Source organism: Edaphobacter sp. (assembly GCF_035532915.1).
Classification (GTDB): Bacteria; Acidobacteriota; Terriglobia; order Terriglobales; family Acidobacteriaceae; genus Edaphobacter.
In genome coordinates, this window is record NZ_DATKQC010000375.1 from 21,387 (window position 1) to 27,521 (window position 6,135).

A 6,135-nucleotide genomic window follows, 5' to 3' on the forward strand; every position below is an offset into this window, starting at 1 on the left:
TCGATGCGGCTGGAGTGGTCTGTCTTCGCGCAGGCCGACCGTGAGGCGATCTTCGATTACATCGAAGCGGATAGCCCCCAGGCCGCTCTCAATTTGGATGAACGCATTCGGGAGCAGGTCGGGGCGCTGATGCAGTTCCCGGAGATTGGCAGGCCCGGACGCATTGAGGGAACGCGTGAGCTGGTCATTCATCGCACGCCCTACATTGCTGCCTATCGCATCACCGGCGATACCGTGCGGATTTTGCGTGTGCTGCACGGTGCCCAACAATGGCCCGAAGTGATGTCAGAAGAGACGAAACAAGCATAGCTCTAAAATCTTTCCCGGCAGCAGAACACATTATGCTGACCATCTCCAAACCGCTCTCGGCAAGCCAGGCACGAACGTGCTATGAGCGGAAGTTTGCGTCGCAGGAGCAAAACTACTGGACCAGCATCGCACACCGATGGATCCGTCGAGATGATGCATTGGGCAAGCGGCTGGGCGAGGCCGGAGCCAATCCAAACAGCCCGCCGGCGCGATGCGCCTCAGCCTGAAAATGACTTTTTCACGGCCGACTGGACTACCAGGCGTTTGTATCTGAGTAGTCGACATATTCTCACAACAATGTCCTTTATCGTGCGCGAATATGAGTCCCGCGCCCTGATTCTCAATCAATCTGGAGCTGGTGCCATTGCTTCTCATCCAATTTGCCACTTCTCTCCGGCATACGATAGCTCCGAAGTGCTCGCAGGAGCATAGATCTCGAGATCCTATATGGAATCGGCGTAGGTCTCCTTCCTCCTGCGGTTGGCCTTCTGTTTAACTATGCGCCGAACCTGACTGCGCGAGCGAGCATTGAGTTTTGCTTGCACGGGAGGCGGCGAAGCGTGGGGCGCGTAGGTCTGGACCACCTTAATTGCCTTTTCCATGATTTCTGCTGTCTGCATCGTGTCATGAAGATACGACCATGCGGCAAGTTGTGCATTCGCCCAGTTCACCTGTGCGGTTGTCATGAGTTTGCTTCTCAGTTCTTCGTTGAGCGCTTCGTGCCACTTCCAGATGAGATCGACATCAGAAGAGTTGGTGCTCATGAAAATACCCCGAGTGAATACTCACGGGCCGTAAGAACCCCTGCAGAAGATGGTCGTTTTGTCGGACTAAGTGTGCGGCTTCAAGAATAACAGCACCTTTTTCATCCGTCCAGTTATGAATCGCAGAAAAATATCAAAAAAAATGAGTTTTCCACGCCACAGATGGCAATCCAAAGTGCCTTTAGTTTGTAGAGGGAAAAACCCCGAAGGTGGCCTTCTCTGCTCGTCAGCGGAAAAGTGCCCCCCAAATGTCTATAACATCGCGGCTTTACTGTCGTGGTTGTGCATAGTAACGAGAAAGGAGCGCGCGACATTGATGGCGATGGAGATCAACTCTCGAAAGAGAACTCGTTATATATGGTCGGAGGAAGCCAAACGGCTGGTCGCAAAAGCCCTTCGCGGACAAAACAGAGTGCATGCCGTTCTGCTGCACAACCAACTGGAGGAGTTGACCGGCTTCAGCAGCTTCGCTTGCTGGAGATTTCTCGAGCGTCAAGGAATCCGACGGCCCGGTGCAGGCACGTACAGAACCTGGGATTCGTTCGCAGTCGCCGAATACGTGATGGAATATGGCTATGAAGCGACCGCAAAAAAATTCGGTTGCCCCAAGAGCGCTCTCTATAACGTGATGTGGAGGGTTGACCGCACGCTCGGCCATTGCTCCGGTCACTATGGACTGAATCAACTCCGAAAAATGTTCAGCGTCCGTGTGCAAACGATCCTCTACTGGATCAACACCGGCGTGCTGGAGGCCACGCCTGTGCTGTACGGTGGAAGAGAAACATTCGTGGTTTCGGACGATCAGCTGCGGCGTTTCGTCTCACGAGAAGCCGGAAGCCTCATTCTGAGGCGCTTCCCGGAGAAGCGAGCAGAGTTTCTCAGTAATTATCTCTATACCGAAAAGCATATGAATCTCGGTCTAACGCGCACCCGGGAGAGCAAAAAGGAGGAGGATGCTTACCGAGAGTATCTGTCCGCGAACGCCAGTTAGTCTGCGATGTCGAGCGACTGATTGTAGCTGCGCTTGAGACCGCATCTTTGGCCTTTCTGATGACTGCGATCTATCCCGTGAGCCTTCCGGGCATTGGGAAACTCGACCACCACATTTCGAAACCATTCCAGATTCTCGGCTGTGGGAACTAGCTTGCGGGCCGTCTCATTGGCGTAAAGAACCAGATCATAGTGAACCTTCCCTATCGTTTTCCCGCGCCAGACGGATATAGACCAGGACCTGAATCAGATGGTTCAGGTAGACTCCGCCGCCGGAGGGCGGCCACGCCATTTTTTAACTCCAGTGGAATGATCCCATCCGGGGTACGGATAAGGCAGTCGGGCTTGCCGCGCACCCCATATACGCGAGGGTCGGGCACCCGGGCTCGCATTGGCTGGCCACGATGGTCCTGATAAAAGACATTCCCGCTGTGAAAGCCCAAGTGCCGGCGTCGGCGCTGGCTCTTGCGCGGAAGAAAGGTACCAACAGCAGCGCCAGGATCGCGATGAAATGAAGATTCATGGCAGCCAACTCCATACCGTCAGCACCAGCAAGAGAAACGCACTCAGGTGGGCCGCATATCCCGCGCCGCTGAAGGCATCCTCCTGGCAACGCGGGCGTCCTGCTCCCGATGCCATCGCTCGCCGTCAGCCTGAGCCTCGCGCGCGTCTGGGAAATCGGGTTTCTCCGCTTTCCCAAATAGTGGGAGAGCATTCGGCGACTCTCCTCCAGCGTTTCAATCTTTGCTTTCAGTGGATGCGATGCAGTGGAAGCTGGGTGGGTCAGCCATGATGAAAATTACCACACCGTCAGTCGCCAGTTGCGCTTCAAGAATGCAATCCTTACACTTACCAGTAGGAGTCTTACCATGCAAATCACAAGCAAGGGGCAGGTAACTATTCCCCAGGAAGTTCGCGTTCGACTTGGTCTTTTGCCTCATACCGAGGTGGAATTCGAGGTGGTCGGCAATCACGCTCGCATTCGCAAGGCCAAGCGCGGCCTTGGCGCTGGTGCCAGAGGAAGACGAGTGCTCGACGCGCTCCGTGGAACGGCGGATGCCCGCATGAGCACAGACGAAATCATGGCGCTCACCCGCGAGAAGGAACCACGTCGTGGGAAGGCGAAGTGACACCGGCATTGCTGAACCTGCCGACGCGCTTACGCGAATGCCGCGGCATACTGGTGGATAGCAATATTCTGCTGGACATTGCCACCAATGATCCGAAATGGAGCGATTGGTCCGGCAACGCTCTTCTCGAATGTGCCGAGCAATCGACGCTGGTCATTAATCCGATCATCTATGCCGAGGTTTCTATCGGTTATGCAACGATCGAGGCGATTAATGCTGCCCTACCCGCTAGCCTCTATGAAAGAGCGCCTCTTCCCTGGGAGGCGGGCTTTCTGGCTGGCAAATGCTTTCTTACCTACCGTCGTCGTGGCGGCATTCGAAACACGCCGCTCCCCGATTTTTATATCGGAGCCCATGCAGCTATAGAAGGGCTGGCCTTGCTCACGCGCGATGCCACGCGCTATCACACCTACTTCCCAAAGGTTGAGGTTCTCTCACCTCCGGAAAGCCTCCTCTAAGGCCGAGGTGAAACCTCGCGCCTGAAGAGTCCCGCTGCCAAAGTTGAAGTGAAGGCCCCATCAATAACACAGACAATCCAATCGAGGAGTCGATGGGCCTCTTCGCTCTCCTCATCGGTCGGTTCATCTGGCAGTGATAATAGGAACCATAAACTGGTATCTACTGCCACTTTATGGTTTAAGTCGCTCGACGGTATCTTCTTGACCGTCTTGAGCCACACCCCTCGACAGTAAACAAATTCGGAAAGCTCACTGACACGGGTTGGGCCTTCGGGGCTCGCCACGCATAGAGTTGGCAACAAATTCATGTTTTGGTTAAATCTCCCGTATTTCCGCGAAAAGGCGCGCCTGTCGGCTGTCCTTTTCATTCCACTCCCAACAACCAAAAGGATACGCACATGTTCAAGGAGCTCAAGCCTTTATTGACAAAACGAAGTCTGGTTCTCACCCTTTCCTCGGTCGGCGACGATCAGCTTCGCGTCACCATCACGCCACGCCCTACCGGTAAGGAGGAAGCCAAAGAACTCACGCAACCCTTCGCTGTCGAAGGAACAGCGGAAGAACTGGACACAGGCCTTTCCGGCGCCATTGTCAGCTACACCGCCGAACACCTGACACTGGAGCGCTCCGTCGCCCAGATCAAGACCAATATGGAGGCCGCGCTCAAAGAGGTCAAGGATGAAGCCGCCAAAAAGGTTGCCGAAGCCAGGAAGAGTGGCAAGGGAACCTCCAGCACAAAGACAGAGATTGCCGCCAAGCCAGAGGTTTCCGCTAAACCGGAGGTGAAGAAACCGGATCCACCGAGCCTGTTTGATACGCCGGCGGAACTTTCGAAGGCTGCTCCCAATTCTCCCAGTGAATCAGCGAAAGCCGCGCTGGAAGAGAACCATTCGGACGATTCAGGCATTGCTGCAACATCTGCGGCAAGGGCGGCCCAACCAGCCATGTTCGACACCCAAAGCGATGAAGAAGACGAAATTCTAAGGGAGGCTTTTCATGGCACTGACGACGACAGCGCTGCCGCGTGAATTTATTCTTGACGGCCGCAAGTTGGCCGATCCCAATCCCGCCCTCTCCGTCGAGGAAGTGCGGGCACATTACACCGGGATCTATCCCGCACTCAACAACGCCTCGTATGAAGAGCAGCTGAGCGATCGGGCGCGGACGATCACCTTCACCACGTCGGTCGGACACAAAGGCTGAGCAGAATGCCCCGCCCACTCCGGAAGACAGACGCCAAATCCCGCAAGTTCCTGCTGGCAGAGCTTGATCGCATCTGCCGGCAGGAGCGGACACCCAACGAACAAATGATCGAGAGGTTCCTCCTATGCGCAGAGGCACAGAAAACATCGAAAACCCTGGCCTCTGTGACAGGAGCCAGACATCACTCCGGACCATCCTGCCCGACGCCGAGCGGATTGCTGCCCTGGCTGCAATGACTTTTTCCCGGCAGAACCCCGGCCTCCTTCTCCCCGCCATCGCCGAGATCCCCAGCTCCTACACGCACGTCCGGGGCGGCGACACGACCGTCGCCTTGGCGCGCAGTCTCGTCCAGCTCGGTCTGGGATCGCCGGAATTGTGGAAGCGCCACAATGCCAACCCATCTCTCTTCATCCGGGGCGCTATCAACGAATGGCTGGAGGGTCTCGGAGCCAGGGGGCTCGATCAAGCGGTCCACATCGACCTCGCGATCGTGGAAGAACTCGATGATTTCCGTCCGGAAGAGGGAAAATTCATCATCCTGATCGAGACCTCCGATGGATGCGGATTCCTGGCTGTGGGGCGCGCATTGGGCCTGCTGGAGGAGGAGGAAGCAGGCTTGGGGCGGGCCTTTTACATCGTGCTCATGCGCGCCATGAATCTCTGGATGGAGATCTACGATCTGCCGAGGACAGAATGCTTCCTGGATCAATGGAAAGAGTCGATCGAAATGGACATCGAAGACGGTGACATTTCAGAAGCGTCATTTCAGCAATACTGCGAGGAACACGGCTTTATCTTCCCTGATCTCGAAGGGGCTACGCCTCCCTGCGTGCGAGACATCTCTTTTCACAAGGAGCAGCGCCGCGTCGGGCATTCGCTCGATTTACTCAGCAAACATCGGAATGGGAAATACGCCGAGTGGATTGAGCCAGTCCTCACCCTCGCTTCGTTTCGCAAGACGCAACGGGGCATGGATTATCAGGATATCGAAGGAATCTGGGACGATACTCCGCTGCCAAACTGGGTGGTCGCCTTTGAACCTCACGACCCAATCACGCAAGCTTTCGATGAAGAGCGTGAGCATATGTACGAGTCCTCGCATGCGCCAACGTGGATCGACTCCTTCAACCCTTCCGATGAAACTGATGTGAAGCGCGTTCTCAACCACGTGCTCAGGGTGGTTCTGGTCAACCGGCAACTGGTGAATCTCAGCCTGGCCCTCGATAGGAGTACAGACAGTGGAAGCACAGATCAATCTCAGTTCGACAACCAGCTTCGAGT

At 55.6% G+C, this 6,135-nt stretch carries 9 protein-coding genes; 8 read left to right on the forward strand and 1 reads right to left on the reverse strand.

Annotated elements, in window-relative coordinates; translation table 11 throughout:
- Positions 1 to 3: 3 nt before the first annotated feature.
- Together VMU57_RS17850 and VMU57_RS17855 are read left to right on the forward strand one after the other, a co-directional pair.
- Positions 4 to 309 (forward strand): type II toxin-antitoxin system RelE/ParE family toxin, encoded by a 306-nt coding sequence (locus VMU57_RS17850; RefSeq protein ID WP_325385882.1) that lies wholly within the window; start codon positions 4 to 6, stop codon positions 307 to 309.
- A gap of 32 nt (positions 310 to 341) precedes the next feature.
- Positions 342 to 536 carry a hypothetical protein gene (locus tag VMU57_RS17855; RefSeq protein WP_325385884.1) on the forward strand — a complete coding sequence of 65 codons (195 nt, stop codon included), beginning with the start codon at positions 342 to 344 and terminating at the stop codon, positions 534 to 536.
- Positions 537 to 752: 216 nt separating this feature from the next.
- On the opposite strand, the gene VMU57_RS17860 is transcribed toward VMU57_RS17855, so the two are convergent.
- Positions 753 to 1,073, reverse strand: coding sequence for a hypothetical protein (locus VMU57_RS17860; protein WP_325385886.1), 321 nt, complete (start codon positions 1,071 to 1,073; stop codon positions 753 to 755).
- Between the two features lie 316 nt (positions 1,074 to 1,389).
- Between VMU57_RS17860 and VMU57_RS17865 the strand changes: the two genes are divergently transcribed.
- The 6 genes from VMU57_RS17865 to VMU57_RS17890 form a co-directional block, all read left to right on the forward strand.
- Positions 1,390 to 2,064 carry a hypothetical protein gene (locus VMU57_RS17865; RefSeq protein WP_325385888.1) on the forward strand — a complete coding sequence of 225 codons (675 nt, stop codon included), beginning with the start codon at positions 1,390 to 1,392 and terminating at the stop codon, positions 2,062 to 2,064.
- Positions 2,065 to 2,932: 868 nt separating this feature from the next.
- Positions 2,933 to 3,193 (forward strand): AbrB/MazE/SpoVT family DNA-binding domain-containing protein, encoded by a 261-nt coding sequence (locus VMU57_RS17870; protein ID WP_325385890.1) that lies wholly within the window; start codon positions 2,933 to 2,935, stop codon positions 3,191 to 3,193.
- Positions 3,190 to 3,651 (forward strand): type II toxin-antitoxin system VapC family toxin, encoded by a 462-nt coding sequence (locus VMU57_RS17875; RefSeq protein WP_325385892.1) that lies wholly within the window; start codon positions 3,190 to 3,192, stop codon positions 3,649 to 3,651. The genes VMU57_RS17870 and VMU57_RS17875 overlap by 4 nt, the downstream gene beginning before the upstream one ends.
- A gap of 398 nt (positions 3,652 to 4,049) precedes the next feature.
- A complete protein-coding gene (locus VMU57_RS17880) occupies positions 4,050 to 4,679 on the forward strand; it encodes a PRTRC system protein E (RefSeq protein WP_325385894.1) in 630 nt (209 codons plus the stop codon).
- A complete protein-coding gene (locus VMU57_RS17885) occupies positions 4,648 to 4,854 on the forward strand; it encodes a PRTRC system protein C (protein WP_325385896.1) in 207 nt (68 codons plus the stop codon). The genes VMU57_RS17880 and VMU57_RS17885 overlap by 32 nt, the downstream gene beginning before the upstream one ends.
- Before the next feature lie 124 nt (positions 4,855 to 4,978).
- Positions 4,979 to 6,135, forward strand: a 1,157-nt coding sequence (locus VMU57_RS17890) for a hypothetical protein (RefSeq protein WP_325385898.1), incomplete at its 3' end; no start/stop codon positions are given.